Annotated in this window: 25 protein-coding genes; 16 read left to right on the plus strand and 9 right to left on the minus strand. The window is 62.3% G+C overall.

Annotated elements, in window-relative coordinates; all coding sequences use genetic code 11:
• Nucleotides 1–35 precede the first annotated feature (35 nt).
• Nucleotides 36–251 (plus strand): hypothetical protein, encoded by a 216-nt coding sequence (locus GGD63_RS04735; protein ID WP_183239746.1) that lies wholly within the window; start codon nt 36–38, stop codon nt 249–251.
• Here GGD63_RS04735 and GGD63_RS04740 read toward each other — a convergent pair.
• Nucleotides 231–1,097: an SDR family oxidoreductase gene (locus GGD63_RS04740; protein ID WP_183239747.1), complete on the minus strand. Its 867-nt coding sequence runs from the start codon at nt 1,095–1,097 to the stop codon at nt 231–233. The two genes, GGD63_RS04735 and GGD63_RS04740, sit on opposite strands and share 21 nt — an antisense overlap.
• Before the next feature lie 1,097 nt (nt 1,098–2,194).
• On the opposite strand from GGD63_RS04740, the gene GGD63_RS04745 reads away from it, so the two are divergent.
• The 5 genes from GGD63_RS04745 to GGD63_RS04765 all read left to right on the plus strand — a co-directional run bounded on the left by GGD63_RS04745 (nt 2,195) and on the right by GGD63_RS04765 (nt 6,439).
• A complete protein-coding gene (locus tag GGD63_RS04745) occupies nt 2,195–2,494 on the plus strand; it encodes a hypothetical protein (protein ID WP_183239748.1) in 300 nt (99 codons plus the stop codon).
• Between the two features lie 45 nt (nt 2,495–2,539).
• On the plus strand, nt 2,540–2,968 hold the full coding sequence (locus GGD63_RS04750; RefSeq protein WP_183239749.1) for a GNAT family N-acetyltransferase: 429 nt from the start codon (nt 2,540–2,542) through the stop codon (nt 2,966–2,968).
• Nucleotides 2,969–3,206: 238 nt separating this feature from the next.
• Nucleotides 3,207–4,469: a CaiB/BaiF CoA-transferase family protein gene (locus GGD63_RS04755; RefSeq protein WP_183239750.1), complete on the plus strand. Its 1,263-nt coding sequence runs from the start codon at nt 3,207–3,209 to the stop codon at nt 4,467–4,469.
• A gap of 167 nt (nt 4,470–4,636) precedes the next feature.
• Nucleotides 4,637–5,866: an acyl-CoA dehydrogenase family protein gene (locus tag GGD63_RS04760; RefSeq protein WP_183239751.1), complete on the plus strand. Its 1,230-nt coding sequence runs from the start codon at nt 4,637–4,639 to the stop codon at nt 5,864–5,866.
• A 9-nt stretch (nt 5,867–5,875) separates the two neighbouring features.
• Entirely contained in the window at nt 5,876–6,439 is a 564-nt protein-coding gene (locus tag GGD63_RS04765) for a flavin reductase family protein (protein WP_183239752.1), read from the plus strand.
• 25 nt (nt 6,440–6,464) lie between these two features.
• Here GGD63_RS04765 and GGD63_RS04770 read toward each other — a convergent pair whose 3' ends face one another.
• On the minus strand, nt 6,465–7,373 hold the full coding sequence (locus GGD63_RS04770) for an NAD(P)-dependent oxidoreductase (RefSeq protein ID WP_183239753.1): 909 nt from the start codon (nt 7,371–7,373) through the stop codon (nt 6,465–6,467).
• A 179-nt stretch (nt 7,374–7,552) separates the two neighbouring features.
• Between GGD63_RS04770 and GGD63_RS04775 the strand changes: the two genes are divergently transcribed.
• From GGD63_RS04775 to GGD63_RS04800, 6 genes are all read left to right on the plus strand, one after another.
• Complete coding sequence (locus GGD63_RS04775; RefSeq protein WP_183240716.1) at nt 7,553–8,536, plus strand: ABC transporter substrate-binding protein; 984 nt, start codon at nt 7,553–7,555, stop codon at nt 8,534–8,536.
• 78 nt (nt 8,537–8,614) lie between these two features.
• Nucleotides 8,615–10,309 (plus strand): dihydroxy-acid dehydratase, encoded by a 1,695-nt coding sequence (gene ilvD, locus GGD63_RS04780; protein WP_183239754.1) that lies wholly within the window; start codon nt 8,615–8,617, stop codon nt 10,307–10,309.
• 124 nt (nt 10,310–10,433) lie between these two features.
• Nucleotides 10,434–11,279 carry an ABC transporter ATP-binding protein gene (locus GGD63_RS04785; RefSeq protein ID WP_183239755.1) on the plus strand — a complete coding sequence of 282 codons (846 nt, stop codon included), beginning with the start codon at nt 10,434–10,436 and terminating at the stop codon, nt 11,277–11,279.
• On the plus strand, nt 11,276–12,061 hold the full coding sequence (locus GGD63_RS04790; protein ID WP_183239756.1) for an ABC transporter permease: 786 nt from the start codon (nt 11,276–11,278) through the stop codon (nt 12,059–12,061). Before GGD63_RS04785 ends, GGD63_RS04790 begins: the two co-directional genes overlap by 4 nt.
• The gene (locus tag GGD63_RS04795) at nt 12,058–12,825 is read left to right on the plus strand and encodes an ABC transporter permease (RefSeq protein ID WP_183239757.1); all 768 of its coding nucleotides are present in this window, start codon (nt 12,058–12,060) and stop codon (nt 12,823–12,825) included. Before GGD63_RS04790 ends, GGD63_RS04795 begins: the two co-directional genes overlap by 4 nt.
• A 38-nt stretch (nt 12,826–12,863) precedes the next feature.
• The gene (locus GGD63_RS04800) at nt 12,864–13,910 is read left to right on the plus strand and encodes a peptidase M29 (RefSeq protein WP_183239758.1); all 1,047 of its coding nucleotides are present in this window, start codon (nt 12,864–12,866) and stop codon (nt 13,908–13,910) included.
• On the opposite strand, the gene GGD63_RS04805 is transcribed toward GGD63_RS04800, so the two are convergent.
• Genes GGD63_RS04805 through GGD63_RS04825 form a run of 5 tightly spaced genes read right to left on the minus strand, consistent with a single transcriptional unit; the run spans nt 13,907 to nt 19,643 of the window.
• Entirely contained in the window at nt 13,907–14,899 is a 993-nt protein-coding gene (locus GGD63_RS04805) for a 3-hydroxybutyryl-CoA dehydrogenase (RefSeq protein ID WP_183239759.1), read from the minus strand. The two genes, GGD63_RS04800 and GGD63_RS04805, sit on opposite strands and share 4 nt — an antisense overlap.
• A 3-nt stretch (nt 14,900–14,902) precedes the next feature.
• Nucleotides 14,903–15,991 carry an NAD/NADP-dependent octopine/nopaline dehydrogenase family protein gene (locus GGD63_RS04810; protein ID WP_183239760.1) on the minus strand — a complete coding sequence of 363 codons (1,089 nt, stop codon included), beginning with the start codon at nt 15,989–15,991 and terminating at the stop codon, nt 14,903–14,905.
• Nucleotides 15,988–17,523 (minus strand): class I adenylate-forming enzyme family protein, encoded by a 1,536-nt coding sequence (locus GGD63_RS04815; protein WP_183239761.1) that lies wholly within the window; start codon nt 17,521–17,523, stop codon nt 15,988–15,990. The genes GGD63_RS04810 and GGD63_RS04815 overlap by 4 nt, the downstream gene beginning before the upstream one ends.
• A 2-nt stretch (nt 17,524–17,525) precedes the next feature.
• Nucleotides 17,526–18,815 carry an acyl-CoA dehydrogenase family protein gene (locus GGD63_RS04820; protein ID WP_183239762.1) on the minus strand — a complete coding sequence of 430 codons (1,290 nt, stop codon included), beginning with the start codon at nt 18,813–18,815 and terminating at the stop codon, nt 17,526–17,528.
• Between the two features lie 12 nt (nt 18,816–18,827).
• A complete protein-coding gene (locus GGD63_RS04825; RefSeq protein WP_183239763.1) occupies nt 18,828–19,643 on the minus strand; it encodes an alpha/beta fold hydrolase in 816 nt (271 codons plus the stop codon).
• Nucleotides 19,644–19,841: 198 nt separating this feature from the next.
• On the opposite strand from GGD63_RS04825, the gene GGD63_RS04830 reads away from it, so the two are divergent.
• The 4 genes from GGD63_RS04830 (at nt 19,842) to GGD63_RS04845 (ending at nt 25,242) form a co-directional block, all read left to right on the plus strand.
• Complete coding sequence (locus GGD63_RS04830) at nt 19,842–20,603, plus strand: SDR family NAD(P)-dependent oxidoreductase (protein WP_183239764.1); 762 nt, start codon at nt 19,842–19,844, stop codon at nt 20,601–20,603.
• Nucleotides 20,604–20,645: 42 nt separating this feature from the next.
• Nucleotides 20,646–21,482 carry an enoyl-CoA hydratase family protein gene (locus GGD63_RS04835; RefSeq protein WP_183239765.1) on the plus strand — a complete coding sequence of 279 codons (837 nt, stop codon included), beginning with the start codon at nt 20,646–20,648 and terminating at the stop codon, nt 21,480–21,482.
• Nucleotides 21,483–21,584: 102 nt separating this feature from the next.
• Nucleotides 21,585–23,936: a bifunctional salicylyl-CoA 5-hydroxylase/oxidoreductase gene (locus GGD63_RS04840; RefSeq protein WP_183239766.1), complete on the plus strand. Its 2,352-nt coding sequence runs from the start codon at nt 21,585–21,587 to the stop codon at nt 23,934–23,936.
• A gap of 55 nt (nt 23,937–23,991) precedes the next feature.
• Nucleotides 23,992–25,242, plus strand: coding sequence for a flavin-dependent oxidoreductase (locus tag GGD63_RS04845; protein ID WP_183239767.1), 1,251 nt, complete (start codon nt 23,992–23,994; stop codon nt 25,240–25,242).
• A gap of 10 nt (nt 25,243–25,252) precedes the next feature.
• Here the strand turns inward: GGD63_RS04845 and GGD63_RS04850 are convergent, their stop codons facing one another.
• Nucleotides 25,253–25,711 (minus strand): cupin domain-containing protein, encoded by a 459-nt coding sequence (locus GGD63_RS04850; RefSeq protein WP_183239768.1) that lies wholly within the window; start codon nt 25,709–25,711, stop codon nt 25,253–25,255.
• 30 nt (nt 25,712–25,741) lie between these two features.
• Nucleotides 25,742–26,914 carry an ABC transporter substrate-binding protein gene (locus tag GGD63_RS04855; protein WP_183239769.1) on the minus strand — a complete coding sequence of 391 codons (1,173 nt, stop codon included), beginning with the start codon at nt 26,912–26,914 and terminating at the stop codon, nt 25,742–25,744.
• Nucleotides 26,915–26,964 lie beyond the last annotated feature (50 nt).

The following is a 26,964-nucleotide window of genomic DNA, read 5'->3' on the forward strand; positions in this document are numbered from 1 at the left end:
CCGCCGCACAACCTCGGGCCGGATATTCAACAGCTATGCCAGTGATCGCGAGGCCCTCGCGCGCGGATCTCTGCCACCGCTTCCGCATCACCAATTTGCGCAACGACGCTGCGATCGAGGCGCTGTCGACGGAGCTCGGCCGGTTCATCGCCGGCCGCTGTGCCGATCTCGGCCGCGCCGGCGCGGATGCACTCGGCATCGGCGCGTCGACTAGCGGCAATCTGGGGGGCTCATTGGCGTTTCAAATTTAGCAATGGGAACGACGGTCTAAACGACCGAGGACTCCATCCGAAATCAGATCGCGCAGGTGTCTGATCGAAGATCATGTCCTTTGCCATCCGCTTGCCCATCTCCGGCTTGATTCCGGGGAAGCGGCTGCGCATTATCTGAAAAGCCATAACCCATAGGAGTGGCGGAATAGGAATGATGCGTCGCGTACGATTGATGCCATCGAAAATGCGACCGATCATCTCGCGATAAGTAATGGTGTCCCCTCCGGGCAAATCATAGATCTTGTTCTCGGCCGCACCTGTTGCGGCTGCGCACACGGCGGCAATAGCGCAATCCTCTGCATGAACCGGCTGTCGCAAGCCCCGCCCGCGCCCACACAGTGGGAAAAAGCCAAGCTTGGAAATCAGCCTAGCAATGCGCGTGACATTTACGTCTTTGCCTTCGTCGTAGATCAGTGTTGGGCGCAACACTGTCCAGCCGATACCAAGACGCCCGCAGCCTTCAATAACATCTCGTTCGGCTTTTTCATATGTAGTAAGATCCGCCGCCTCTTCCGGATCGGCAGAATCTACTTTGGTCGAAATGCTGGTGGTGGTGAAAAGAATGACGCGCTTCAGCGACGGTCGCGCCAAGATGGACAGCGCATCAGCAAGAAGCCTCGCACTCGCAGTGCAGTACACGACATCAACGTCAGGCCAAGTGATGCTCTGAGGAGATAGCAGATCTCCTTTGATCCAATCGACGCCTGCTTCTCGTTGGTCCTCCCGAGATAGCCCGATTGGCCTTTTACCCGCGGCAGAAAGGCGCCTTGCGATCCGAGATCCAACTATCCCCGACGCCCCGATGATCAGGCTATTTCCTCGCATTTTGAGCAATCCGCTTTTGAGCCCGCACCATCTATTCGACGTTAGTGCGTCCGAGCCGAAAGCTCGGGCAGGTTCGGCGATTGGACCATAGATGCTGCCTCCACATTCGCGGTCGGATACTGTTCCCGTACCGCGACGGATTTAATCTCAATCAGGATCTGGCCGCGGAGTAGGTGAGAGACGCAAATATTTATGTCGAATTACGGTCCAGAATTCAGGCTAGAACTGCCGAGTCATCGCAGGAAGCGTTCAATTCTTAACCTTGATCCAGTGCGGCTGCCGGCCGGCGCGATAAGGCCTGTCCCGCCGCTATGGCTCGCTGTGCTCGCATTCCGGTCGTAGTGAGGACTGGAGCCGGCCGATCTTAGCGCGACAGTCTCTCGCGCATAGCATCTGCCCGTTCGGCTGGCTGCCGGCTTGGGGGCGGTTCATTGAGGTCCCGTGCCCATGGCGCAGCTTGTCGGACTGTTGAACTGCGCTCGACTTGATCGGAGCTTGCGCAAGCGAAGACAAGCAAGCCGAGAAGGCTGGCCATTATCGCCCGCGTTATCGCCTGAGTGCCCATCCTCGTCTCTCTGAGATCCCCGAGAATCGACTCCTCAATCTTAAGCTCGTTGGTCAAAAAGTAAAATGAGACCTGCCGAATCATGCCGTTCTGATCTGACATGGGCTTGGGGCCCGGCTGGGCAGGCAGTATCGGCCCGCTCCGCCTGCTCGGGCGGCGAGCCAGCCGATGACAACGAGGGCTTGGTTCCCTTAGTTCCTACTTGAGCAGATTCTCGCCGGGGTGAGCAGCTTCACATAGGTGCCGCTCTCGTGCAGCTCCAGCCAAGTACGACGAGGATGGCGAGCCGTACATGGAGGATTGAGACTTTGTTCTTCGCGCGGCGGCGAGGTGCGGCCGAAGTTTCAGGCATAGGCGGAGCGGCGCCAAAAATAGTGGGGCCGTCGCCGTTTTGAATTGTGCGGACAGGCTCAAAATGCAAGCCCGCGTGGGAACGAGCGATAGAGCGCTCTCCTGAAATCGTTGCCGATCTCGTGGCCTCCTTCTACTTCGCCAAGCGCGGGTTCGAGAATATAGCAAGGATCATCAAGCGGTGAAGATGCCAGAGGACGAGATCAGGGCCATTGTTGCCGAAACGCTGGCTGAGCAGCACAGGCTCCAGCAGGACAGCATCGACGCGATCGTACTGAAGGTGGTGGCGTCGGTGATGGCCTCGTTTGGAATCGAAGATGATGACCGGAAGGAAGTCAGAGCGGACTTCCAGCACTTGCGACGCTGGCGAAAGAGCGTGGAGCAGGCGCAGAGCTATACATTCAAGGCGGTGATCACGGTCATCGCCACCGGCCTGGTGGGTGCTGCCTGGCTCGGCGTCAAAGTCATGTTGGGCAAATGAACCGTGGCGGCGACCGAGGAATTGTTACCTTCAACGAGCCATCCCATGTACAGAATTGGTGTCGTCGATGCGGATGACGAGGAGATCGCCGAGACCCTCGGCGATCTGCACCGGCTCACATTCTTCGACGGTGCCACCATGCCTCAGTTTGAGTTGGGCACTTGGTGGCTCGCCTATCACGGTGATGATCCGGTCGCCTTCGCGGGCGTTGTATCGTCGACGTATGCACGAAACAGCGGCTACTTCTGCCGGGTCGGGGTCGTGCAGCGGCATTGGGGACGCGGTCTTCAACTCAGGCTAATGCGGGCGATCGAGACGAGGGGACGGCGCGTCGGGTGGGATAGTATCGTGTCGGATACAACGGACATTCCGGTCTCTGCCAATAATTTCATCGAGGCCGGCTATCGGCTCTACGTGCCGGAGGTGCCCTGGGCCTGGTCGCATACGTTGTACTGGCGAAAGCGGTTGCGCTGAGGGGCGGGGTCTCCCGTGATGCGGAACGTGGCCTTCGCCAGGTAGAACGACTTGCACGAAGCCCGGCGCAGCCTTGTATGCCCAATGTGTCGAGAGGCCCGGCAGCTTGACGGCTGCCGGGCCTTTTTGCGTTTTCAGGAATGTCGTTGAAGCACTTGCGCAGTCGGCTGCGCCGGGCTTTAAGTTTTCCCTTGCAGGAAATTCGGCGATCACAAGCCGATGTAAGGGAGCGTCATCGATGTCCACCAAGCCTCAATTGCCGGAACGTCCGTCGCGAGCAACGGAAGGGCCTGCGGCGCTCGATGGTCTGCTGGTCGTCGATTTTACGCGCGTGGTTGCTGGCCCGGCCTGCACGCAGACGCTGGCTGATTTCGGCGCGCGCGTCATCAAGATCGAGAACCCGGACGGCGGTGACGATACGCGCGCGTATGAACACGCCGAGATCGGCGGTGAGAGCGCTGCTTATCTCAGCCTCAATCGCAACAAGCGCGGCATCGCGCTGGACCTCGCCGTGCCCGAGGCCCGCGGGATCGCACTGGATCTGATTCGTAGGGCCGACGTGGTTGTCGAGAATTTTTCGAGCGGGGTCATGAAGAAATTCGGCCTCGACTACGACGCGGTCGCGCTGCTCAACCCTCGGCTGGTCTATTGCTCGATCTCGGCCTATGGGCGTTCCGGGCCGTTCGCCTCGCGTCCCGGCTTCGATCCCATCACCCAGGCGGAAAGCGGCTTCATGTCGCTCAACGGATTTGCCGACGGTCCTCCCGTTCGCACCGGCCCGCCGATCGTGGATATTGCGACGGGAATGACGGCCTGTAACGCCATCCTTCTCGCCCTGCTGGCACGGGATCGGCTTGGTCGCGGCCAGCACGTCGAGGTCGCCTTGTTCGATATTGCAATGGCGATGACGAGCTTCTACGGCATGGCCTATCTGATCAATGGCCAAAATCCCGGCCGGTTTGGAAATTCACCGAGCGGGTCACCTACCGTCGGCGTCTATGAAGCTTCGGACGGACCACTCTATATGGCCTGCGCCAACGACCGGCTCTATCGCCGCCTGGTCGTCGAGGTGTTGAGCCGGCCAGATCTCATCACCGATCCGCAATTCGCGACGCGCAAGGCGCGTTCCGAGAACAAGGAACTGTTGCGGGCAGCCATCGCGGAAGTCTTTGCAAGCGATACCCTCGAGAACTGGATGGCGAAGATGAAGCTGGCCAATATCCCGGTCGGCTATCTCCGCACCGTCGAAGAGGGCTTTAGCGCACCCGAGGCCCGCGACCGCCATCGCTTGAGCCGGATTCCGCATCCTACAGCGGACTGGGTCCCCAACATCGAAACGCCGATTACCATGAGTTTAACCGGCGCGATTGATCCCGTGGCTGCACCTCTGTTGGGCGAGCATACCGTGGACGTCTTGCGTGACATGCTCGGGTATGACCAGAGCCGGATCGCGGAATTCGCCCAAAGGGGAGTCTTCGGATCAGGTAAGCCCTCGGTTTGAACTCCGAGCGGTTGACCTCGTGGGCTGGCATCTCGCGCGGCTTCCGGATCGCTGCTTCAGGATGCCGGTTCGCGATATCGCCTCCTTCCCGACAGCCAGGTTCAGGGCGATCAGCTTGATTTGGCGATCTTCCCGCCGCATAAATGTGGGAAAGTGAGGGATGCAGAATGGCGCCTGGTCAAGAGCCGAGCGTGGGCCAGCCTGAGGGGCCGGGATCCGGCGAGCGCGCTTACGCAGCAATGATCGCGAACGCTCGGGCGCTCCTGCCACGGCTGCGAGAGCGAGCTGCCCGAACCGAAGAGCTACGACACCTTCCGGCCGAGACCGAACGGGATCTGCACGACGCCGGCCTGTTCCGGATGCTCCAGCCCAAGCGCTTTGGTGGTGCAGAGCTCGATTATGTGGCCCTGATTGACTGCGCCGATTTGCTGGGACAGGCGGACGCGTCGGTGGCCTGGAATCTCGCCAATCTGGCGAGCCATCACTGGATGCTCGGCATGTTCGAGCAAAGGGCGCAGGATCTGGTCTGGGGCCGTGATCCGGATACGCTGATCGCCTCCTCGTTCATCTTTCCAGCCGGCCGCGCCACGAGGGTCAAGGGCGGATACCAGCTGCACGGAAGTTGGCCATTTTCTTCCGGCGTCGCGTCGTGCGAATGGAACATGCTTGCAAGCGTGGTCTCCTCTGAGGACGAGGCAGATGGCATCGAGTACCGGATATTTCTGCTTCCGAAGGGCGACTATAGAGTCCTCGACACCTGGAATGTCGCCGGGCTGCGCGGCACCGGTTCTTGCGACGTGGAAGTCAGGGATGCCTTTGTGGCCGACGATATGACTGTCGCGGTTGGCGAGCTTACCGGCGGCCGGCCGCCAGGAAGCAAGGTCAATCCCAATCCGCTGTATGCGTTACCTGTGTTCTCGCTGTTTCCTTACGTCTTGTCCGGCGTCGCGCTGGGCAATGCACAGGCGTGCCTGAACGACTATATCGAGGTCGCGCGTCACCGCATTTCGACCTACAACCGTGCCAAGCTGAGCGACTTTCAGAGCACGCAGATCAAGATCGCGGAGGCCTCCGCCAAGATCGATGCTGCGCGCCTGATCATGCGTTCGGCTTGTATCGATGCCATGGAGAATGCAAGGCGTGGCCATATTCCCGATATGTCAGCCAAGACCCGATATCGGCGTGACGGGGCCTTTTCAGTGAACTTGTGTACGGATGCGGTCTCGATGCTGTTTGCGGCGAGCGGAGCGCGCGGCTTGTTCACGACCGGGGTTTTGCAACGGCAATTCCGCGATGCACACGCGATCAACTCGCATCTCGCGTTCAACTTTGATGCGGCTGGAACCAACTATGGACGTGTGGCGCTGGGGCTGCCGTCCGAAAATCTCACGCTGTGAGGCCGGCCGATGAATGATCTGCCGAAGCAGCCGGCCGTTCCCGATCCAGCCAACGAACTTGCGAGCGACAGCTCGCCGATCGATCCCCGCGAATTTCGAAATGCACTCGGCACATACGGAACGGGCGTAACGATCATCACCGCCACGGCGGCGGACGGAAAGCCTTATGGCATCACCTGCAATTCATTTGCATCGGTCTCCTTGAATCCTCCTCTGGTCCTCTGGAGCCTGGGGGTCTACTCCTCAAGCCTGCCTGTGTTCCAGAACGCCAGCCACTTCACCGTCCACATCCTCGGCACATCGCAGCAGGCACTTGCGAACAAGTTCGCGAAATCGTCCGAGGACAAGTTCGCCGGTGTCGATTGGACGCCGGGTCTCGGCAACGCCCCGGTGCTTACCGAGAGCGTGGCCAGTTTTCAATGTCGCTCCGTCAACCGCTACTACGGCGGCGATCACGTGATCTTTCTCGGAGCAGTCGAGGCCTATGTCTACAATGCCGGGGAACCTCTGCTGTTTGCGCGGGGGACATATGGCCGGTTCCTGGCTGACGATGAGCGCAAGAAGTCGCCGTAAGGAGCTTCTGATCGTATTCGGCAGCTCAATCCTCTGCGGCTGAAAGCTTGTAGATCTCCAGCGCGTCCGCATCTGCGCCGCGCGCGGCCTTGGCCAGCCTGAAAAGTTGTCCGGCAAGCGATGCCATCGGCACCGGCGTTGACGTCGTCTGCGCGACATCGGCGACCGTATCGAGATCCTTGAGCATCGTAGAAATATGACCCAGCGGCGGGGAGTGGATGCCCTGGACCATCCGTGGCACGAAAAGCTGAAGCGGAATGGAATCCGCAAAGCCGCCGGCGAGTGCTTCTGGCAACCTGTTGGCATCGATTCCTGCGTTCACGGCAAGGCGGGTTGCTTCGGCGAGGACGGCCATCGCGCATCCGACGATCACTTGATTGCACAGCTTTGTCGTCTGACCTGCGCCGGTAGGCCCCATGTGGGTGAACCGGCGTGCCATGGCGAGGACGTAGGTGCGCACCCTCTCGACGTCGGCAATGTCTCCGCCGGCCATGATCGCAAGCGTGCCTTCCTCGGCGCCCTTGGTGCCGCCGGACACTGGTGCATCGATCCAGCCTGCGCCGTTGGTATTCTTCAATCGGCTCGCGAGGTCGCGTGCAGCGTCGGGATGGATCGACGAGAAGTCGACGACGAGCTTACCCGCGCCGGCCGCAGCCGAAAGACCTTCGGCTCCGAATATCACCTCTTCAACCGCTGCGGCATCCGTCACGCACATGAAGACGATATCCGCGTCCGTCATAACGTCGCGGGGGGTAGTTGCGCGCCGTGCACCAGCTTCGACGAGTGGAGCGACCTTGCCCTCCGACCGATTCCAGACGGTGACCTGATAGCCAGCCTTGAGCAGGCGGCGGGTCATGGGTGTTCCCATCAGTCCGAGGCCAACATAGCCAAGCCGCTCGGCGCCCTGCGGGTTTGTCTTGCTCGTATCAGCCATAGGTTGCTTCCTCCTGTCGCAGCGCAACGGCGCACGACCGCGGCCGTACCATACATTGCGCGCTCCCCGACGAAACCGGGCTGGCTTGCATGGCTTGCCTGATTGTTTGAACCATGAAACATTTGGCCTGGTCGGGTTGGGGTGGCGCCGGTCGGCGCCGGAGCAACGGAGTGGGCGCGATGCGAACGGTCTCGAGGTTGATGGTGGCGATGGGGGCGGTGGCGGCCGTGATTGCGGTTGCGGGGCCCTCCCGGGCGCAGCAGACGATCCGCGTCGGTTGGACGATCCCGGCCGAGGAGTCCAAGTACTGGATGATGCGTCGCCCGGCTGAATTCCCCAATATCGGCAAGACCTATAACATCGAATGGACCCAGTTTCAGGGCACCGCGCCGATGACGCAGGCATTGGCGGCGGGCGCGCTGGATTGCGCGACGCAGGCGCCCCTGTCGCTCTCCAACGGCGTGGTTGGCGGCAACCTCAAGGCCTACATCGTGGCCCAACATGTCTTCGAGAAGCCCGGCGGCTTTTCGGTTTATTGGGCTGTGATGGACGACTCGCCGATCAAGACCATCTCCGACCTCAAGGGCAAGACTGTCGGCATTTCCGTGATCGGCGGTGGCACGCAGGGACCGTTCAACCTGCTCCTGAAGCAGAATGGCGTCGACCCGACCAAGGATATCAAGCTGGTCGAAGTCGGCTTCGCTGTCTCGGAAGACGCGTTGCGCCAGGGCCGCGTCGACGCAGTCAACATGAACCAGCCGTTTGCCGCGCGCGCGGAAGCGAAGGGCGGGACAAGGAAACTGTTCTCACTGTCGCAGGCCATGCCGAACATCGTGCACATTCTCGAGGCCTGCCGTGCCGATTTCGTCGACAAGAACCCGGAACTGGTCAAAGCCTATGTCCGTGACATCACGTCGGGCATGAAGAAGGCTCTGGCGAACCGCGAAGAGACTTTGAAGGTCGTGTCCGAGGTGCTGAAGGCGCCCGTTCCGGTGCTTGAGACGTATCTGCTCAAGGAGAACGACTTTGGGCGTGATCCTGGGGCAGCACCGAATTTCCCTGCGATTCAGAAGATGCTGGATATTTATGCAGAGACAGGAATGCTGCCGAAGCTGGATGTTGCGCAGTTCAAGCATCCGACGATCGTCGCTCCGCTGCAATAGGCGGTGGAACGAGATATCCGAACAGTGAGATCGCAATGTCCCGGTCAGCCCGGGATGTAGCATGAAGAAGATGCACGCATGAAGAAGTTGCGATCACGGGTGACGACGGACGGGCTCGACCGGGCTCCACATCGCGCTTTCATGCGCGCAATGGGCCTCGACGACACCGCGATTGCCAAGCCGATGGTCGGCATCGTCAGCATGAAGGGCGAGCAGACGCCCTGCAACATGACCCATGATTTCCAGGTGGCCGCGGCCAAGACGGGAATCGAGGAGGCCGGAGGGACACCGCGCGAATTCTCGACCGTGTCGGTCTCCGACGGCATCAGCATGAATCATGAGGGAATGAAGTTTTCCCTGTTCTCGCGCGAGCTGATTGCCGACTCGATCGAAGCGGTCGTCCATGGCCTCGCCTACGATGCGCTGATCGGATACGGCGGATGCGACAAGACGCTGCCCGGCGTGATGATGGGCATGGTTCGTTGCAATGTGCCGTCCATTTTCATCTATGGCGGCAGCTCGCTACCGGGGCGCGTCGACGGGCGGACTCTCACGGTGCTCGACTCCTATGAGGCTGTCGGTAGTTTCTTGACGGGCGAGATCGACGGAGAGACGCTCGAGCGCATCGAGCGTGCCTGCCTGCCCACTATCGGTGCGTGCGCCGGCCAGTTCACGGCGAACACCATGGGGATGGTGTCGGAGGCAATGGGTCTTACCATCCCCAACGTGTCGATGGTGCCTGGTGTCTACGCCGAGCGCGCGCAGATCTCGCGCCGCGCCGGACGCCTGATCATGGAGATGCTGGAACGCGGCGGGCCGCTCCCGCGCGACATCGTGACGCGGAAATCGCTTGAGAACGGCGCGGCCATCGTGGCCGCGACAGGTGGCTCGACCAATGCCGCGCTGCATCTGCCTGCCATCGCGAACGAGGCCGGCATCGCATTTACGATCGATGACGTCGGTGAGGTCTTCGCAAGGACGCCGCTGATCGGAAACTTGCGGCCAGGGGGCAAATACACGGCGAAAGAGGTTTACGACATCGGCGGCGCGGCTGTCGTGATCCGTGAGCTGATTCAGGGCGGACATGTCGACGGCAGCTGCCTGACCATTACAGGGCGCACGCTTGCCGAAGAATCTGGCACGGCCAACGCGCCCGACGGGGAAATCGTCTATGCGGTACGCGCGCCGATCATGCCGGATGGCGGTGTGGCGGTGCTGAAGGGCAATCTCTGTCCGGACGGTGCGGTCATCAAGGTCGCAGGTCTGAAGAACTTGGTCTTCGAGGGTATCGCACGCGTTTTCGAAGACGAGGAAGGCTGTGTCGCGGCTGTGCGTGACCGCAGCTACAAGGCCGGCGAGGTCCTTGTTATCCGGAATGAAGGGCCGGTCGGCGGCCCCGGCATGCGCGAGATGCTCGGCGTCACCGCGCTGATCTACGGGCAGGGCATGGGTGAAAAAGTGGCCCTGATCACCGACGGACGGTTCTCCGGCGCCACGCGCGGCATGTGCATCGGGTATGTCTCCCCCGAAGCATTTGTTGGCGGCCCACTTGCGCTCGTGCGGGATGGCGACAAGATCCGGATTGATGCGGCTGGCCGTCGCATGGATGTGTTGATCGACGAGCAGGAACTCGCCGCGCGCCGACGCGACTGGAAGCCGCGACCGCCACGGCATCGAGCCGGCGCACTGGCGAAATATGCGCGATTGGTTGGCCAAGCGCCGGGTGGAGCGGTCACGCACGAGGGCCCGGCGGAATGGCCCTGGTTCGAGTGACGAGCCGCGGCGTTGTCGAAGGCAATCGTCCGTCTGGCAGGCTTCTTGCTAAGCCCATGCTGCTGATGGAGGACATTCAGCAGGTCGATTGCTGACGTTCGCGGATGCGTGAAGTGAGAGCGGGATGAAGGTAGTGCCTTCGAGATCGAGTGAATGGGTGAGACCGGTGACGTCACAAAAGCCGGCTTCTGCGATCATCGAGATCGATCGCGTCTCGCAGGTCTTTCAGACCTCGGCGCGCAAGGATCATTTGGCGCTATCCGACATCTCACTGACGATCGAGGAGGGAGCCTTTGTCTCCATTCTCGGTCCGTCAGGCTGTGGCAAGTCGACATTGCTTTACATTGTCGGCGGCTTTGTCAGTCCGACCAGTGGCGTAGCGAAGATCAAGGGGCAAGCGATCACAGGACCCGGCCCGGATCGCGGACCGGTCTTCCAGGAGTTTGCACTGTTTCCCTGGAAGACCGTGTTGGGCAATGTGATGTACGGGCCACGCCAGCAGGGTGTGCGGGCCGCGGAGGCAGACGCGCAGAGCCGGGCGCTGATCGAGATGGTCGGCCTCAAGGGCTACGAGAATTTCTATCCCAAGGAGCTGTCGGGCGGCATGAAGCAGCGCGTGGCGCTCGCCCGGACGCTTGCCTACCATCCTGAGGTCCTGTTGATGGATGAGCCGTTTGGTGCGCTCGATGCCCACACCAGGACACGCTTGCAGAACGATCTCCTGAACATCTGGGAGCGCGATCGCAAGACGGTGCTGTTCGTCACCCACTCGGTCGACGAAGCCGTCTTCCTGTCCGACAAGGTGGTGATGATGTCGAAGTCTCCTGGGCGCATTCGCCAGGTCATCGATATCGATCTGCCGCGGCCGCGTCGGCGTAACGAATTGCTGCTCGATCCGCGTTACCAGAAATACGTGGTGGACATCGAACGCATGTTCGACGAGAGCGACGAAGCCGGGGCTCCCTCATGATGTTGCCGGCTGCCGTGCTCAAGCGTGCCGCCCCGGTGCTTGCCTGCATCGGGCTATTGGCAATATGGCAGGCCGCTGCGCTGGTGCTGAAGAACGACAGCTTTCCAACGGCGATCGAGGCGATCCGCGCGATCCCGGACATCCTTGGCGACAAGGAATCTCTGGTCAACATCCTGGCCTCGCTTCGTCGCATGGCGATGGGGTTTGGCGTAGCCGTGCTCTTTTCGATTCCACTTGGCCTGTTGATGGGGCGCAGCCGGGCCGTCGCAGCCTTCTTCAATCCGCTTCTGATGGTGATCTATCCGGTCCCGAAGGCAGCTTTGATGCCCATCATCATGCTGTGGCTGGGCGTCGGCGACATCACAAAGACACTGGTGATCTTCCTTGGTGTCAGTCTGCCCGTGATCTATCACAGCTTCGAAGGCGCCAAGGCCGTCGAAGAGAAGATGCTGTGGTCAGGTGCTGCGATGGGACTTTCTCCCCTGCAACGCTTGGTCCGGATCGTGCTGCCTGCCGCGCTGCCGGAGATCCTGACCGGATGCCGCACGGGATTGGTGCTGGCGCTGATCACGATGATCACCAGCGAGATGATCGCGCGCCAGTCGGGCGCAGGCAACATCCTGTTCAATGCGCTCGACATGGGGCAGTACGATACCGTTTTCGCGATGATCATCGTTGTGGGAGCAATGGGCATCTGTCTCGATGCGATCTTCGAGCGGATCCGCGCCAGACTGGTGCGCTGGTCCGAGCCTCAGTTCGACATGCCGCTGAGCTTCTCATGACATCGCGCCCTGCCTCAGTAAGCCTCCTCCTTGGGCTCGCGCCGATCGTGCTGGTGATTGCCGTTTGGCAGGGCCTCGTCTCGTTCGGCTTTGCACCCGCGGCCTTGCTGCCGCCGCCGGGCTACGTCTTTGGCCGCCTCCTGCAACAGCTCGTGACATGGGCATTTCAGCAGGAGATCGCGGCGACCCTGATCCGGCTGTTTGCCGGTTTTGCGATCGCGGTCGTGCTCGGCGTCAGTATCGGCATCGCCGCTGCCGCCAGTCCGGCAATCAACGCCGTGGTTCGGCCGATCGTGCGGGTATTGGCGCCGTTGCCCAAGGTTGCCCTCTATCCGGCGCTGTTGCTGCTGCTCGGTTTCGGTCACGGATCGAAAATCACGTTGGTCGCGGCAGACGCACTCTTTCCCATTTTGCTGTCTACCTATTACGGAGCATCGACTGTCGAGCAGAAGCTGATCTGGTCGGCCATGGCGGCGGGAACGCCGCGCTATGAAGTCCTCTTCAAGGTGGTATTGCCAGCGGCGATGCCGTCGATCCTGACCGGTTGTCGGATCGGCCTTGTGATTTCCTGCATCGTGGTGTTTCTGGCTGAGATGATCACGTCGACGGATGGGCTGGGCCACGCCCTGGTCACCGCCGCTCGAACTTTCCAGGCCGTCGACATGTTCGTGCCGTTGATCACGATCTCGCTGTTAGGATTGATTTTGAATGCGCTGTTGGGCGCCGTGCGATCATACCTTTTGCGGGGCTTCCCCGAAGCGTGATCGGACTGAACAAGAAACCACGATACCGGGAGTGAATCATGCTGGCCGATCGCATCGAGGCAAAATGGATCGACGCATTCTGCGAGATTTTTGAGCGATGCGCCGTCAAGGCCGGTGATACCGCGGCGATCCTCTCGGAAACCCAATCGCGCGCGTTGAATGTTCATCTGGCGGAACTCGCGCTGCTGCGCATGGGCGCACGACCGTTCCACGTGGTGATGCCGACGCCCCGTAATCGGAACATCGTTCCGGTTCGCTCGACCGGGGCGAGCGAGGCGATCCAAAAGCTTGGTCCGGTCATCACCGCACTTCAACAAGCCGGCTTTGTCGTGGATTGCACCATCGAGGGCCTGATGCACGCGGTGGAGACGCCTGAAATCCTCAAAGCCGGCGCGAGAATCCTGGTGATCTCCAACGAGCATCCCGAGGCGCTGGAACGCATGGTGCCGGATCCGGCGCTGGAAAAGCGCGTCCGCGCCGCGGCGAAGATGCTGCGCGGAACCAAGCGCATGCGGGTAACGTCGAAGGCCGGCACGGCGCTCGACATCGATATGGTCGGTGCTTCAACGGTCGGTGTGTGGGGCTGGACGGACAAGCCCGGCACGCTGGCTCATTGGCCCGGCGGAATCGTCGTCAGCTTTCCCAAGAGCGGGACGATCAACGGCACGCTGGTGATGGCACCCGGTGACATCAATCTGACCTTCAAGCGTTACCTGACCTCGCCTGTGAAGATGACCTTGAAGGATGACTATGTCGTCGAGCTGGAAGGCGAGGGCACGGATGCCGCTATGATGCGCGCCTATCTCGCCGCTTGGGGCGATCGCGAGGCCTACGCCGTGTCGCATGTCGGCTTTGGCATGAATCCGGGCGCGCGCTACGAGGCGCTGTCGATGTATGACCAGCGCGACACCAACGGCACGGAAATCCGTGCCGTCTCCGGCAATTTCCTGTTCTCGACCGGCGCGAATGAATTCGCCGGCCGCTACACGGCAGGGCACTTCGATCTGCCGATGATGGGAACGACCATCGAACTCGATGGCGTCGCGGTGGTCCGGGAGGGCGTCCTGCAGGACGTCTTCGGCTAGTTGCGGTCGAGCACGGGCGGGCGAGCCAGGTCGAAATGCCGGAGCAGGTCCACCATGGCCTGAAGCCGCTTGACGCGATAGGCATCGACGTCCATGCCCGAATAATCAAGAAAGCCGGCGCCCGTGCGGAGACCGATCCGGCCCTCGTGCATGTTCTTTGAAATCACCTCGGGCGCCCGATAGCGGTCGCTCCCGAGTGCGCCCTCGAGATAGCGGCTGGCGTAGTACAATATGTCGCCGCCGCCCCAGTCGATGAATTCGAGCAGCCCGAGCACGGCGTAGCGGAAGCCGAAGCCGTAGCGGATCGCCTTGTCGATCTCCTCGGCGCTGGCGACGCCTTCCTCGACCATGCGTGCAGCCTCGTTCATCGCCAGCGCCTGGATGCGCGGGACGATGAAGCCGGGCGTCGCCGCGCAGACCACCGGTACCTTCCCAATGCCTTCAAGCAGCGCCTTGACCTCGTCGACGATGGCGGGATCGGTGGCCTTGCCGGGCGAAACCTCGACCAGCGGGATCAGATAGGCCGGGTTGAGCCAGTGCACGTTGAGAAAGCGACGAGGGTTCACAATCGCACCGGAAAGATCGTCGACCAGAATGGTCGACGTCGTCGAGGCGATGATCGTGTTCGGTCCAACCTGCCTCGAGGCTGCCCCCAGCACTTCTCGCTTGAGCTCAACGACTTCTGGAACACCTTCGAAGACCATTCCGGCTTCGGACAGCGCTGCGCCGCTTTGGCTGGTCGGCACCACCGACACACGAGCGATGAGGGGATCGACATCTGCCTCGGTGAGCAGCCCCAACCTTGCGAGGCTAGCAAAAGTCTTCCTGATTTCCCCGAGTGCGTCCGCCTCCAGCTTGGCGAAATCTTCCACTGAACGGGCCTTGACGTCGATCATCGTGACCGTATGCCCCGCATAAGCGAACGCAACGGCGATGCCGCGCCCCATGCGGCCAGCCCCGAGACAGGCGATGTTGGCGCGATGGGTCATCGATCAGAATCCATTGCGAAGCAGTGTCTGCAATTCGGCCTTACTGAGGTTGCCAAGGCCAAGCGTATCGAGCGTTCGGCCGCCTTGTGCGAAATCCTCGCCACAGACCGCGCCACCGATCGCCAGGAAGGCCTTGGCCAGCGGCGTGGCCACGCCCGCCAGGTCGGCGACGGAGACCAGCAGCGATAGCCCAAGCCGCAAATCCTCACGCATGTAGCGGTGCTCGGTCAGTACGATGCGTTCGCGCCAGTCGCCGGAATCGGTCAGCCGGTCATGTGAGCCGCGGCCATACATCCAAATCTCGCCTTCCTTCTCGTAGTGATGAGCGAGCGGAAAATGCGGTGGGCCGTAGCCGAGCGCCTCGCGTACCGCGATCCGCTCCGCGTCGAGTGCGTCGGTGACGCGGCGGATAGCGGCTTGCGTTCCTTCCTTGTGGATATCCCACCTTTCGAAGTGCTCGATCGGGCCCGCATTCATCACGATCAGCGGCGGATGGATAATCGGGCCCGCATTCATCAGCGCGCCGGACAGAGCATCGCCGCACGGCTCGATTGCACCAGGGAAGGCACGTCCGATCACTTCGAGCGCATGTGGCGCCTGGTCCAGCGGGAACACCCCGACCGGAAGCCGTTTGGCGCGGATGGTGATCGCAACCTCGAACGGACCGTGCTTACGGGTGAGCCAAGGCAGCGTGCCGGTCTCGGCAAAGCTCACCTGGGCGTGATTGCCGGCATCCAGTGTGGCCTGCGCGAAGATCATCGAGCCAAATGTCGCCGGCGGCAGGAATACGACCTGACCGTCCCGCAGATGTGGCGCGAGGAGCCGGGCAATGTCCGGCTGTGCGAAAGCCGGGGCAGGGCACAGGATCAGTTCGGCGCCGTTTGCCGCCTCGGCAATATCGGTCGTGACCAGCGCGAGCTTTACCTCGTGGCGGCCGGTATGGTCCTTCACCACGATGCGCGAGCCGGCCGCGCGATGTGCCGCGACCTGATCTGCGTTCCGGCGCCAGAGCCGGACCTCGTGTCCCGACAGCGCAAAATCGCCAGCGGCCGCGAAAGAGCCGTTTCCCCCACCCAGAACCGCAATCTTCAAGATGCTTCTCCTTGCGCGCGCGAGCGCGCATCAAGCTGCTTCAGCAGGAAATGCTGGACCTTACCCAGTGCCGTACGCGGCAGGTCGGTGACGAAGACGATCTCACGCGGAACCTTGTAGCGCGCGAGCTGCGCCTGAAGATGCGTTCTCAGTTCGTCCGCTTCGAGCCGGCAGCCTGACCGCCGGATGACATAGGCGATCGGCACCTCGTCCCAGCGCGGGTCGGGCCGGCCGATCACGGCGCATTCGCTGACATCGGGGTGCTCGAGCAGAGCGCGTTCGACCTCGGCCGGATAGACGTTCTCGCCGCCGGAAATGATCATGTTCTTCTTGCGGTCGCGCACCCAGAAATAGCCGTCGGCATCACACAGGCCGATATCGCCGGTGCGATACCAGCCGTCGTGCAGCGCATCGCGTGTGGCATCCGCGTTGCCCCAATACTCGAAGAACACGTTGGGGCCGCGTACCGCGATCTCGCCCGGCGTGCCCGCCGGCACTTCGGCGCCGGCTTGGTCGATCACCTTCGCCTCGCAGCACAGGCCGGCAAGTCCGGTCGATCCCGCGCGCGAAAGGTCGCCGCCAAGCCGGGTGTACACCGCGATGGGGCAGGTTTCCGTCGAGCCGTAGACCTGAAGCACCGGGACGCCGCGCGCCACGAAGCGCTCGATCAGGTGCGGTGGCACGATGGTCGAGCCTGTGGCGACGGCCTTGAGCGAAGACAGATCAGCCGTGGACCAGGCCGGATGCTCGCTCACGGCCTGGATGATCGCCGGCACCATCACGGTCAGCGTCGGCCGCTCATTTTCGATAGCGGCAAGCGCCGTATCCGGCGCAAACCGCGCATGGATCGTGACCGTCGCGCCGAGCTGAAGCGCTGGCGTGGTCTGGATGTTGAGGCCACCGACATGAAAGAACGGTAGCACAGTCAGCACATGATCGTCGGAGGTCATGTTGTGCATGTGCTGGCTCATGACGCCGTTCCAGAACAGTGCCTCCTGGCGCAATACAGCGCCTTTCGGCCGTCCGGTGGTTCCCGACGTGTAGACGATCAGGAGCGGGCAGGAGGGATCAGTATGCGGGTTGCGGCTGTTGCCTTCGCCATGGGCCAGCAGGCTTTCGAATGTCGTGCCGCGAGGAGGCGTGAAATCGAAACCAATGACTGCGGTGCCCGGCGCAGTCTGCGCCAGCTCCGGGAGAACTCCCTCGAACGCCTGTTCGAGCACCAGCACCTTGGCACCCGCATCGTTGAGGATGAAGAGCTGCTCGGCGACCGCCAGTCGCCAGTTCAATGGCACCAGCATCGCCCCGAGCCGCGCGCAAGCATAAAGCAGAACCAGATAGTCCGGCCGGTTCAGGCTGAGAATCGCAACGCGGTCGCCGCGACCGACGCCGAGCTCCTGCTTCAAGGCCGTGGCCGTTCGCTCGATGCGTGCGGCGAATGCCGCGTAGCTCAGCCGTTCGCCTTCGAAGACAATGGCTGTCTTGTCTGGCGCGAACGCCGCGTTGCGGTCGATGAGATTACAAAGGTCCACCGTCAGTCGTCCGTCTCGCCGGCCTCGTACAGCGCCTCGCGCCCGATCCGGTCGAGGCAGAGCTCGGCTGTCCAGGGCAGCATCAGCGAGCCGCAGCGGCTATCGCGATAAATGCGCTCCAGCGGCAATGAGCGAAGCATAGCCTGGCCGCCGCAGGTGCGGATCGCGAGCGCCGCGAGCTCATTGGCGCCTTCCATCACCGAATATTGCGCGGCGTAAGCTCGCAACACCTGCTCTTTGCTCGGATTGGCGCGTGCTTCGGTGACTGCCTGGAACCAGATCGACTTGATCTGCTCCAGCTTGATCTGCATCTGCGCGACTGCGATCTGCTTGGTCGGGTACATTCGGCGCTTGACCGGGGGCATGCCCGGGACCTCGCCACGCAGATAGCGTACCGTGAAGTCATAGGCCGCTTGCGCGAGGCCCATATACGTCGGCGACAGCGTCAGGAACATATGTGGCCAGCGCATCGCAGCCTGGAAATAGACGCCGCGCGGCATCAGCGCCGAATCGTCCGGGACGAACACATCCTTGAACAGCAGCGTTCGCGAGACCGTCCCGCGCATGCCGAGCGGATCCCAGTCGCCGACAACGGAGACGCCTTCCGACTTTGCGGAGATCGCGAGGTAAAGCGTATTGCGGCGCGAGGCCTTTTCGCCTTCCTCGATCTCGGTGCAAAGCACGCCGTAATAGTCGGCATGGCCGGAGAGCGATGCGAAGATCTTCTTGCCGTTGACGATCCAGCCACCCTCGACCGACCTGGCTTCCGTGCCGAAGGCAACGCCGCCCGCGGCCGCCGCGCCGCCCTCGGAGAAGGGCTGCGAATAGATCGCGCCGTCTTCGACGATGCGCTTGTAATGGACTGCGCGTCGCCGCTCGTGCTCGGCGCGGGTTTCCGAATCCATGTCGAGGTCGTCGGCGAGGGGCCCCGACCACAGGGTCGAGCAGACATGCATGTTCCAGGTCAGCGCAGTGGCGCCGCAATAGCGGCCGATCTCGGCGGCTGCGAGCGCATAAGTCTGATAGTTTGCGCCAAGCCCGCCATGCTTCCTGGGGACGGCGATGCCGAGCAGACCGACGCGGTGCAGATCGCGATAATTCTCCGTCGGGAAGATCGCCTCGCGATCATAGGTCGCCGCGCGGCCCGCGAACACGCTCTGGCCGATTTCACGGGCGCGCGTGATGATACCTGCTTGCTCATCGCTCAGGCGGAATGCGACGGGGTCGAAGATCGGCGCATCCAGCGCGACCTTGTCGCTCGCGCCGATGGTCTTGCTGACTTGCATGGTCATTGCGTAGTCACCTTACGCTTTGGTCGCGACGGAATTCAGGAACCGGCCGAGTGCCTCGTCAAAGGCGCCGGGCCGCTCAAGGTTGGCGAGATGGCCGACGCCGGGCAGCTCGACATATTCAGCTGCAGGAATATAGGTCGCCGTCTTCGCCATCATCGGGGCAGGCGCATTGTTGTCCTTGGAACCGGATAGCAGCAGCGCCGGCACCGAAATCTCCTTGAGCGCGCTGCGCTGATCGAAGCCGATCAGGGCCAGCATCATGGCGCGATAGCTTGCCTCCGGCACGCTCGCCATGCACTCGCGCGCAAGCTCCATTCCGCTGGGATCCGGATCATCGCCGACAAGCTCTTTCACCAGCGAGGGCGCCAGCGACCTCATCGTCTCGCCGCGGTCGAGCGGCCCGAGCCGCGCCGCGATGAACGATTTCTGCCAGTCGCCGTCGGCCTTGCCGAAGGCCGGACTTGTCTGCGCCAGGACGACCGCACGGGCCAGTTTCGGCGCCTGCACCAGCCATTTCTGGACGATCATGCCGCCGATGGAATGGCCGACCAGAATAGGCCTGGTCGCACCAAGCTGTTCGAGGAATTGCTGGAGCGCGTCCGCCAGGGCACCAATGCTCACACTGGCAAGCGGCGCTGATCCGCCATACCCGGGCATGTCCCAGGCGATCGCGCGGAAGCGGTTGCCGAATGCAGCTAGCTGGTGCCGCCATGCGCGCGCCGCGCCGCCGATGCCATGCAGAAAGATCAAGGGTATCGCGTCGGAAGCGCCCGCAGCTTCATAGGCGAAGCGTCCGTCCTTTGTTATCATTGGCGCAGGCTGCGACACGCGACATCCTTTTGCTTGGCCCCGTGATGCTAACAGGCCTGTGGGGGATGGAAAGAGATAATTTTATACTTAAAGCAATTTCCGGGCCGGTCTCTGGCGCACGGCTATTCACGGCGACGATCGGCGGTTTCGTTGCAAAAATTTGAAGTTTAAAATATATCCGAAGGAGCGATCAACAGATCCCGAGGAGCCCAGCGCATGTCCGCATTGCCGCAATCGCCGCACGCGCTGGTGACCGGTGGCGGCCGCGGCATCGGCCGCGCGATCGCAGCCGCTCTCGTCGGGGCCGGCGCAACCGTGACGGTGCTCGGCCGGAATGCCGCAACTCTTGAAGAGGCAATCAAAGCGGGAGCCGCGCATTTCGCAGCCGTCGCCGACGTTTCAGACGAGGTGTCGCTCAACGCCGCTATCACGGAGGCGAGCGCGCGACAGCCGATCGATATCCTGATCGCCAATGCGGGCAATGCCGAATTCGCATCGTTCGTGAAATCGGACAGTGCCCTTTTCGCGCGCATGATGGACGTCAATTTTATGGGCGTGGTTCATACGATCCGCGCGGTCTTGCCAGGCATGAAGGATCGGCCCTATGGACGCATCGTGGCGGTCGCGTCGACAGCCGGGCTCAAAGGGTATGCCTATGTCAGCGCATACACTGCAGCCAAGCACGCGGTGGTCGGACTCGTGCGGTCGCTCGCCCTCGAAATGGCCGGCAGCAATGTCACGGTGAATGCCGTGTGTCCGGGCTTCACCGACACGGATCTCGTCGCCGGCAGCATCGAGAACATCATGAAGAAGACGGGGCGAACCCGCGAGCAGGCGATCGCCGAGCTCGCTAGGCATAATCCGCAGGGGCGGCTGATCTCACCTCAGGAGGTCGCCGACGCTGTGCTCTGGTTGTGCGGTGAGGGAGCCGGTGCGATCACCGGACAGGCAATCGCCGTTGCCGGTGGGGAAATCTAGCGTGCGAGGCACGGGCCGGAACAAGGAAGTTAAGGAGATCGCATGAGCAGACCAGCAAATCCTGTGACCGTGCCGCTTGCGGACTATTCGCCGCAACACTTCCTGCTGGCCGTTGTCGACGGTGTTGCCACGGTGACGCTCAATCGTCCCGAACGGAAGAATCCTCTGACGTTCGAGAGCTACCGGGAACTGACCGATTTCTTCCGTGCCTGCGCGTTTGACGACGCGGTCAAGACGATCGTCGTCACCGGCGCCGGCGGTAATTTCTCGTCCGGCGGCGATGTGTTCGAGATCATCGGCCCGCTCGTCAAGATGGACACCAAAGGGCTGACGGCCTTCACGCGGATGACCGGCGACCTCGTCAAGGCGATGCGGGCCTGTCCGCAGCCGATCGTGGCTGCGGTCGAGGGCATCTGCGCCGGCGCCGGCGCAATCGTCGCCATGGCATCCGATATGAGGCTCGCGGCCAGCGGGACCAAGGTCGCCTTCCTGTTCAACAAGGTGGGCCTTGCCGGCTGTGACATGGGTGCCTGCGCGATCCTGCCGCGGATCATCGGGCAATCCCGCGCCTCCGAGCTGCTCTATACCGGCCGGTTCATGACCGCGGAGGAGGGCGAGCGCTGGGGCTTCTTCAGTCGGATCGTCACACCCGAGCAGGTGCTGCCCCAGGCGCAGATTCTGGCCAGGCAGGTCGCGGAAGGGCCGACCTTCGCCAACACCATGACCAAGCGGATGCTGGCGATGGAATGGGCGATGTCGGTGGAGGAGGCGATCGAGGCGGAAGCCGTTGCCCAAGCTCTGTGCATGACCACGGCGGATTTCGAGCGGGCTTTCGAGGCCTTCGCCAACAAGGTCAAGCCGGTCTTCAGGGGCGACTGAGCCGGCTGCTATTAACCGTGGCCAAGCCAGCGACGGGGACTTGCGTGAAATTATTTTAGGCTTAAAATAGTTTTCACGGCCGGGTCAATTGGCGAGGCTCACATGAAAGTCGCGATCATCGGTGGCGGACCTGCGGGTCTTTATGCGGCGATCCTGCTGAAAAAGCAGCGGCCAAGCGCCGACATCACCGTGTATGAGCGCAACCGCGCCGACGACACCTTCGGCTTCGGCGTGGTGTTCTCGGATGCGACGCTCGACAATTTCGAGAAGCACGATCTTCCGAGCTATCGCCGCATCACCCAGGAATTCGCCTATTGGGACGATATCGCCGTGCATTTCCGCGGCATGGTGCACCGGGTCGGCGGCAACGGCTTTTGCGGCTGCTCACGGCAGAAGCTGCTCCTGATCCTCCAGGAGCGTGCACGTGAGTTGGGCGTCACGCTGCATTTCGAGGTGGATATCGACGACGAATCCCGCTTCGCCGATGCCGATCTCATCCTGCTCGCCGATGGCATCAACAGCCGCTTCCGCGAAAAATACGTCGGCCATTTCCAGCCGGAGGTCGACGTCCGTGCCAACAAGTTCGCCTGGATGGGCTCCACCAGGCCGCTTGATGCCTTCACCTTCATCTTCCAGGAAACGGAGTGGGGACCGTTCATCGCCCACGCCTATCAGTATGAAGCCGGGCACTCGACCTGGATCTTCGAGACTGACCCGCAAACATTCGAGCGGGCAGGGCTGACCGGGCTGAACGAGCAAGAGTCCGCCGCGCGGATGGCCGATATCTTCGGCTGGTTCCTCGATGGCCACAAGCTGCTTACCAACCGCTCGATGTGGCGCAATTTCCCGATGATCCGCAGCAAGCGCTGGGTCAAGGACAACATGGTGCTGCTCGGCGACGCCAAGGCGAGCGCGCATTTCTCGATCGGATCGGGCACCAAGCTCGCGATGGAAGACGCGATCGCGCTGGCTGAGGCGATGGAGAAAGCGCCCAGCATCAAGGCAGCACTGGAAGTTTACGAGCACGGCCGCCGTGAGGAGGTCGAGAAGACGCAGCATGCCGCCGACGTCTCGCTGGTCTGGTTCGAACACGTCGATCGCTTCTGGGATTTTGATCCCGTGCAGTTCGCCTTCGGCGTGATGACGCGCTCGAAGGCGATCACTTATGACAACTTGAAACTTCGTGCGCCAGATTTTGTGGCCGAGGTCGAAAAGTCTTTCGCAAAGAAGGTTCGCAGCAGCGGCTTTGACGTCAGCATCAGCAAGCCGATGGTGCCGTTGTTCCAGCCGTTCCGCTTGCGCGAGATGGAGATCGCCAACCGCGCGGTGATGTCGCCGATGTGCATGTATTCGGCGAAGGAGGGCGTTCCGGGCGATTTTCATCTGGTGCATTATGGCTCGCGCGCAATCGGCGGCGCCGGCCTGATCTTCACGGAGATGGCCTGCGTTGCCCGCGACGCCCGGATCACGCCCGGCTGCGCCGGCCTCTGGAATGACGAACAGGAGGCGGCGTGGCGGCGCATCGTGGATTTCGTCCACGGCAATTCGGCTGCAAAGTTCTGCCTGCAACTCGGCCATGCCGGCCGAAAGGGCGCGACCAAGCTGATGTGGGACGGCATGGACCGCCCCCTGGAGCAGGGTGGCTGGGAGGTCTTTTCGGCATCGCCGCTACCCTATTTCCCCGACAGCCAGGTGCCGCGCGAACTCGATCGTGCTGGCATGAATGCGGTGAGGGACTCTTTCGTTGCAGCGGCCGAACGCGGTGAACGCTGCGGCTTCGACATGTTGGAGCTGCACTGTGCCCACGGCTATCTGCTCGCGAGCTTCATCTCGCCACTGACGAACACCCGAACGGACGAGTATGGCGGCTCGCTCGAAAACCGCCTCCGCTTCCCGCTCGAGATCTTCGAGGCCCTGCGTGCGGTCTGGCCGTCGCACAAGCCGATGTCCGTGCGTATCTCCGCGACCGACTGGGCCGATGGCGGCATCATTGGCGACGACGCGGTAGCCATCGCTCGTGCTTTTGCCGAAGCCGGCGTCGATCTCGTCGACGTCTCGACCGGGCAGACCGTGCGCGATGCGCAGCCGGTCTATGGGCGCATGTTCCAGACACCGTTCTCCGACCAGGTCCGCAACGAGGCGCGGGTCGCCACCATGTGTGTCGGCAACATCACGACGGCGGACCAGGCGAACACCATCCTGGCCGCCGGCCGGGCGGATCTCGTCGCGCTCGGCCGTCCGCATCTGGTCGATCCTTTCTTCACCATGAAGGCGGCGGCCTGGTACGGCGCGGACGACGCCTTCTGCCCGCCGCAATATCTGCCGGGAAAAGATCAGATTTTCCGGAACAGCGTGCGCGACCGGCAGGATCTCGAGGAGCTGAGAATTAAGGCTAAGCCTAAGACCCGGGCCGAGCTGAAGGCGGAGGCGACAAAGCCGCTTGCGGCGGAGTAACCGCCCGTGCGACGTTAACTGCATTGCCTGGCGTATTTCGAGTGGAGTAAGGGCGATGAAGGCGATTATCGTCGGTGGTGGTATTGGCGGTCTGACCACGGCACTGATGCTGCGCTCGCGCGGCATTGGTTGCGAGGTCTTCGAGCAGGCCGACACCATCCGCGAGCTTGGTGTCGGCATCAACACGCTGCCGCATGCCATGCGTGAACTCGCCGGCCTCGGCCTGCTCCAGAAGCTCGACGAGGTCGCGATCCGCACCGACCAGCTCTACTACCTCAATCGTCACGGCCAGGAGGTCTGGCGCGAAGCCCGCGGCATCGACGCCGGCCACGACGTTCCGCAATTCTCGATCCATCGCGGCCGCCTTCAGGGCGTCATTCATCGTGCCGTCGAGGAGCGGCTCGGTGCGGACGCAATCCACACCGGCTGCCGTCTCGGTGCCTTCACGCAGGACGAAGGTGGCGTCACCGCCTATTTCTTCGATCGTGCCGGCGCCCACATCCACACTGCGCGTGGCGATATCCTGATCGGCGCCGACGGCATCCATTCACGCGTCCGCGAGACATTGTTCCCGAACGAGGGGCCGCCGTGCTGGAACGGCCTGATGCTGTGGCGCGGCGCCCGCGATTGGCCGCTGTTCCTCACCGGCAAATCGATGATCGTGGCCGGCGGTCTCAATGCCAAGGTGGTGATCTATCCGATTGCGGAGGGATCGAGCCCCGCGAGCCGCCTGACCAATTGGGCGGTGCTGGTGAAGGTCGGCGAGGGCAATGCCCCGCCGCCGCGCAAGGAGGACTGGTCGCGTCCGGGCCGCCGCGAGGAATTGATGCCGCACGTGGCGCGCTTCTCCGTGCCCTATATCGACGTGAAGAGCCTGATCTCGGCCACGCCCGAATTCTACGAATATCCGACCTGCGACCGCGATCCCTTGCCCTATTGGTCGTCCGGGCGCGTCACGCTGCTCGGCGATGCCGCGCATCCCATGTACCCGGTCGGCTCCAACGGCGCCTCGCAGGCGATCCTCGACGCGCGCTGCCTCGCCGACGCGCTGGTGCGCGCCGAGCACCCGCGCCAGGCGCTGCTCGAATACGAGAAGAAGCGCTTGCCGATGACCGCGGACATCGTCCGCTCCAACCGCCGCGGTGGCCCCGAGGGCGTCATCGATGCCGTCGAGCAGCTCGCGCCCGACGGCTTCGACAATGTCGACAACGTGCTGAGCTATTCCCAGCGCGAGGCGATCGTGCGCGGTTATGCCACAAAGGCAGGCTTCGCCGCAGTGCCAGGACTTGCGGCGGTGCGCGCCTGACGCCGCGTCGCTAGCCAGCGCCGGGAGGCGGCGGCAGGAAGTGGATGTTGAACTCGGCGGCCATTGCCACCACGTCCTCCGGCTTCTGCTCCTTCATGTTGTGCAGGCCCCAGAACAGGTCGAACAACTTGCGGCTCGGCGACACCCAGAACAGCACCTTCGCGGTCTGCTCCGATTTGTTGAAAATGCCGTGCGGCACGCCCATGCCGAGACGGATCAGGTCGCCCGCAGTCGCCTGCGCCTCCGAATTGCCGAGCATGAAGTCGAGCTTGCCCTCCAGCATGTAGAGATACTCATCCTGGTCGGGATGAATGTGTGGCGGCACGAATGTGCCCGGCGGCAGCGTCGCGTGCCAGGAGAAGCTGTTCTCCGCGTAGCTCTTCGGCACATAGGTCTGGCCGAGGATGTTCCAGGAAATGCCCTGGATCCCCTCATTGGCCCGCGTGATGCCGGTAATTTCGCTCTTCATTGCAGTCCTCCCTTAACGCGACGCGCGACCTCAGTTTGCCTTGCAGTCCTTGGCATAGCGGTCGCCGTAATTTTCAAAGACCTTCTGGACGATCTCGGTCTGGAACTTGCCGTCCGGCCGCTTGGCGACCTTGGTCAGGTAGAAATCCTGGATCGGGTAGCCGTTGGTGTTGAACTTGAAAGCGCCACGCAGCGAGGTGAAATCCGCCTTCTTCAGCGCGGCTCCAACAGCGTCCTTGTTCGAGAGGTCGCCTTTCACGCCCTTGATGGCGCTGTCGATCAGCATCGCGGCGTCGTAGGCCTGGAAGGCGTAAGTGCCGGGCACGACGTTGTAGGCCGCTTCATAGGCTGCAACGAATTTCTTGTTCTGTGGGTTGTCGAGATTGGGCGCCCAGTTTGCGCCGCCGAACATGCCGACGGCCGCGTCCTGCTGTGCCGGCAGTGTCGACTCGTCGACCGTGAACGCCGAGAGCACCGGAATGCTGTCAGCGAGGCCCGCCTGCCGGTACTGCTTGACGAGGTTGACGCCGAGGCCGCCCGGCATGAACGTGAACAGCGCATCGGGCTTCTGCGAGGAGATCTTGGACAGCTCCGGCTGGAAATCCAGCGTGTTCAGCGGCATGTAGGATTCTTCGACGATCTCGCCCTTGTAGTCGAGCTTGAAGCCGGCGACCGAATCCTTGCCGGCCTGATAATTCGGCACCATCAGGTACATGCGCTTGTAGCCGCGATCCTGTGCAACCTTGCCGAGGATCTCGTGGACCTGGTCGTTCTGATAGGATGTGACGTAGAAGAACGGGCTGCAGTCCTTGCCGGCAAAGGTCGACGGCCCGGCATTGGGGCTGATCAGGAACACTTTCGATTCCGTCACGGGCCGGTGGATCGCCTGGAGGATGTTGGAGAAGATCGGGCCGACCACGAAATCGACCTTCTCGCGCTCGAGCAGGCCCTTGACCTTGGTCACCGCCGCGTCCGGCTTGAGCTCGTCGTCGACCACCACGACCTCGACATCGCGGCCACCCATCTTGCTGCCGAGGTCCTTCACCGCGAGCGCAAAGCCGTCGCGAACCTGCTGGCCGAGCGCGGCGGCCGGCCCCGACAGGGTCACGATCACACCGAGCTTGATCTTCTCCTGGGCGAGGGCGGGGCTCATTGCGGTGCCGAGCAGCAAGGTGGCTGCGGCCAGGGTCGACTGAATTTTCATGATCTGTCCCTCGTGACATCGGGCCTGCGCTGCAAGGCGCGTACTCCAAT

It is taken from the genome of Bradyrhizobium sp. cir1, assembly GCF_014198245.1.
GTDB lineage: Bacteria > Pseudomonadota > Alphaproteobacteria > Rhizobiales > Xanthobacteraceae > Bradyrhizobium.

Bases quoted from the DNA above. Each gene is read 5' to 3' on its own strand.
- GGD63_RS04800 (WP_183239758.1), top strand. From the start codon at position 12,864: ATGCTGGCCGATCGCATCGAGGCAAAATGGATCGACGCATTCTGCGAG.
- GGD63_RS04830 (WP_183239764.1), top strand. From the start codon at position 19,842: ATGTCCGCATTGCCGCAATCGCCGCACGCGCTGGTGACCGGTGGCGGC.
- GGD63_RS04840 (WP_183239766.1), top strand. From the start codon at position 21,585: ATGAAAGTCGCGATCATCGGTGGCGGACCTGCGGGTCTTTATGCGGCG.
- GGD63_RS04805 (WP_183239759.1), bottom strand. From the start codon at position 14,899: ATGACCCATCGCGCCAACATCGCCTGTCTCGGGGCTGGCCGCATGGGG.
- GGD63_RS04855 (WP_183239769.1), bottom strand. From the start codon at position 26,914: ATGAAAATTCAGTCGACCCTGGCCGCAGCCACCTTGCTGCTCGGCACC.
- GGD63_RS04845 (WP_183239767.1), top strand. From the start codon at position 23,992: ATGAAGGCGATTATCGTCGGTGGTGGTATTGGCGGTCTGACCACGGCA.
- GGD63_RS04790 (WP_183239756.1), top strand. From the start codon at position 11,276: ATGATGTTGCCGGCTGCCGTGCTCAAGCGTGCCGCCCCGGTGCTTGCC.
- GGD63_RS04820 (WP_183239762.1), bottom strand. From the start codon at position 18,815: ATGACCATGCAAGTCAGCAAGACCATCGGCGCGAGCGACAAGGTCGCG.
- GGD63_RS04795 (WP_183239757.1), top strand. From the start codon at position 12,058: ATGACATCGCGCCCTGCCTCAGTAAGCCTCCTCCTTGGGCTCGCGCCG.
- ilvD (WP_183239754.1), top strand. From the start codon at position 8,615: ATGAAGAAGTTGCGATCACGGGTGACGACGGACGGGCTCGACCGGGCT.
- GGD63_RS04760 (WP_183239751.1), top strand. From the start codon at position 4,637: ATGGCGCCTGGTCAAGAGCCGAGCGTGGGCCAGCCTGAGGGGCCGGGA.
- GGD63_RS04755 (WP_183239750.1), top strand. From the start codon at position 3,207: ATGTCCACCAAGCCTCAATTGCCGGAACGTCCGTCGCGAGCAACGGAA.
- GGD63_RS04770 (WP_183239753.1), bottom strand. From the start codon at position 7,373: ATGGCTGATACGAGCAAGACAAACCCGCAGGGCGCCGAGCGGCTTGGC.
- GGD63_RS04740 (WP_183239747.1), bottom strand. From the start codon at position 1,097: ATGCGAGGAAATAGCCTGATCATCGGGGCGTCGGGGATAGTTGGATCT.
- GGD63_RS04850 (WP_183239768.1), bottom strand. From the start codon at position 25,711: ATGAAGAGCGAAATTACCGGCATCACGCGGGCCAATGAGGGGATCCAG.
- GGD63_RS04835 (WP_183239765.1), top strand. From the start codon at position 20,646: ATGAGCAGACCAGCAAATCCTGTGACCGTGCCGCTTGCGGACTATTCG.
- GGD63_RS04785 (WP_183239755.1), top strand. From the start codon at position 10,434: ATGAAGGTAGTGCCTTCGAGATCGAGTGAATGGGTGAGACCGGTGACG.
- GGD63_RS04765 (WP_183239752.1), top strand. From the start codon at position 5,876: ATGAATGATCTGCCGAAGCAGCCGGCCGTTCCCGATCCAGCCAACGAA.
- GGD63_RS04775 (WP_183240716.1), top strand. From the start codon at position 7,553: ATGCGAACGGTCTCGAGGTTGATGGTGGCGATGGGGGCGGTGGCGGCC.
- GGD63_RS04750 (WP_183239749.1), top strand. From the start codon at position 2,540: ATGTACAGAATTGGTGTCGTCGATGCGGATGACGAGGAGATCGCCGAG.
- GGD63_RS04735 (WP_183239746.1), top strand. From the start codon at position 36: ATGCCAGTGATCGCGAGGCCCTCGCGCGCGGATCTCTGCCACCGCTTC.